1 protein-coding gene and 1 pseudogene are annotated in these 2,265 nt (G+C 66.1%); both read left to right on the top strand.

Annotated elements, in window-relative coordinates; all coding sequences use genetic code 11:
• A pseudogene (locus EN742_RS32370) lies at nucleotides 1-386 on the top strand (hypothetical protein); the annotation flags it as partial.
• A gap of 222 nt (nucleotides 387-608) precedes the next feature.
• On the top strand, nucleotides 609-2,265 hold a 1,657-nt coding region (locus EN742_RS32365; protein ID WP_128333746.1), incomplete at its 3' end, for a Clp protease N-terminal domain-containing protein.

Raw genomic sequence — 2,265 nt, 5'->3', positions numbered from 1 at the left:
GCGGCCAGCGCTTCGACCAGAACCGCCGCAACGAGGCGCCGGCGCTGCCGGAAGCCGCCGCCCAGGCGGAGCCGACCGTGGCCGAGCAGGCGCCCCTGTTCGACAGTTTTTCGCCGGCGGCCCTCGCGGCCCAGGCAGAGCGCAACGAAGCGGCCGCCGACAATGGCGGCTCGCGCCGTCCGCGCCGTCCACGCCGTTCGCGCGGCAATGCCGACGAAGCCAATGCCGACCAGACGGATAGCCAGGCCGAAGCCGGCAGCGGCGATGCGGGCACCGAAGGGGTGAACGCGGCGCCTGCCGAAGCCAGTGCCGCGCCGTCCGAAGACAATCTGGCCCCGGCCGAAGGCGCGGCCAACGACCCGGTCATTGCCGACGTCAACAACTGATCGAGTCCTGTCTTCAGGTCCATCAACGGCGGGGAGAAATCTCCGCCGTTTTCGTTTCCGCATGCCTGGAATTTTATCCTTTGACCGATATCAAGGCGTCTTGAGAGGCTGGGAGCTACGCACCATATCTCGCGTGAACAGGGATCCGGCTCGAATGGGCGGGTCCGTCACCGTAATCAGATCCGGTGCCGCAAAGCGGGCCGGTGATGGAAGGAGACAGATATGAATCTTGAAAAATATTCCGAGCGCGTGCGCGGCTTCATCCAGTCCGCCCAGACCATGGCACTCTCGCGCAATCACCAGCAATTCACCCCCGAACATATGCTGAAGGTGCTCGTCGATGACGACGAGGGCCTGGCCGCATCGCTGATCGAGCGCGCCGGCGGCAATGTCCGCGACATCAAGCTGGGCGTCGAGGCCGCACTCGAGGCCATGCCCAAAGTGGAAGGCGGCAATGGCCAGCTCTACCTGGCGCAGCCCTTGGCCAAGGTGTTCTCGACCGCCGAGGAGCTGGCCAAGAAGGCCGGCGACAGCTTCGTCACCGTCGAACGCCTGCTGCAGGCTCTGGCCATGGAGAAGTCGGCCAAGACCGCCGACATCCTCTCCAAGGCCGGCGTGACCGCGCAGGCGCTGAACCAGGTCATCAATGATGTCCGCAAGGGTCGCACCGCCGATTCGGCCAACGCCGAGCAGGGCTATGACGCGTTGAAGAAATACGCGCGCGACCTCACGGCCGACGCGCGCGCCGGCAAGCTCGATCCGGTCATCGGCCGCGACGACGAGATCCGCCGCACCATCCAGGTGCTGTCGCGCCGCACCAAGAACAACCCGGTGCTGATCGGCGAGCCGGGCGTCGGCAAGACGGCGATCGCCGAGGGCCTGGCGCTGCGCATCGTCAATGGCGACGTGCCGGAATCGCTGAAGGACAAGCAGCTGATGGCGCTCGACATGGGTGCGCTGATCGCCGGCGCCAAATATCGTGGCGAGTTCGAGGAGCGGCTGAAAGCCGTGCTCAACGAGGTGACGGCCGCCGCCGGCAACATCATCCTGTTCATCGACGAGATGCACACGCTGGTCGGCGCCGGCAAGGCGGACGGCGCCATGGACGCGTCCAACCTTCTGAAGCCGGCGCTGGCGCGCGGCGAGCTGCACTGCGTCGGCGCGACCACGCTCGACGAGTACCGCAAGCATGTCGAGAAAGACGCGGCGCTTGCCCGCCGCTTCCAGCCGGTGTTCGTCAACGAGCCGACGGTGGAGGACACCGTCTCTATCCTGCGCGGCCTCAAGGAGAAGTACGAACAGCATCATAAGGTGCGCATCTCCGATTCGGCGCTGGTCTCCGCGGCGACGCTTTCCAACCGCTACATCGCCGACCGCTTCCTGCCGGACAAGGCGATCGACCTTGTCGACGAGGCCGCCTCGCGGCTGAGGATGCAGGTCGATTCGAAGCCGGAAGCGCTGGACGAGGTCGACCGCCGCATCATGCAGCTCAAGATCGAGCGCGAGGCGCTCAAGGTCGAGAAGGACGAGGCCTCGAAGGACCGGCTCGCCAGGCTGGAAAAGGAGCTTGCCGGGCTGGAGGAGGAGTCCACCGAGCTCACCTCGAAATGGCAGGCCGAGAAGCAGAAGCTCGGGCTCGCCGCCGACCTCAAGAAGCAGCTTGACGAGGCGCGCAACGAACTGGCCATCGCCCAGCGCAAGGGCGAGTTCCAGCGCGCCGGCGAGCTTGCCTATGGCAAGATCCCGGAGCTGGAGAAGAAGCTGAAGGAGGCCGAGGCGCAGGACGGCAAGGCCGGCATGGTCGAGGAGGTGGTCACGCCCGACCACGTCGCCCATATCGTGTCGCGCTGGACCGGCATTGCGGTCGACAAGATGCTGG

The organism is Mesorhizobium sp. M4A.F.Ca.ET.020.02.1.1, from assembly GCF_004022645.1.
Lineage (GTDB): Bacteria > Pseudomonadota > Alphaproteobacteria > Rhizobiales > Rhizobiaceae > Mesorhizobium.
Note: the sequence above shows the minus strand (reverse complement) of the source record. Positions and strands in the feature narration are given on the sequence as shown.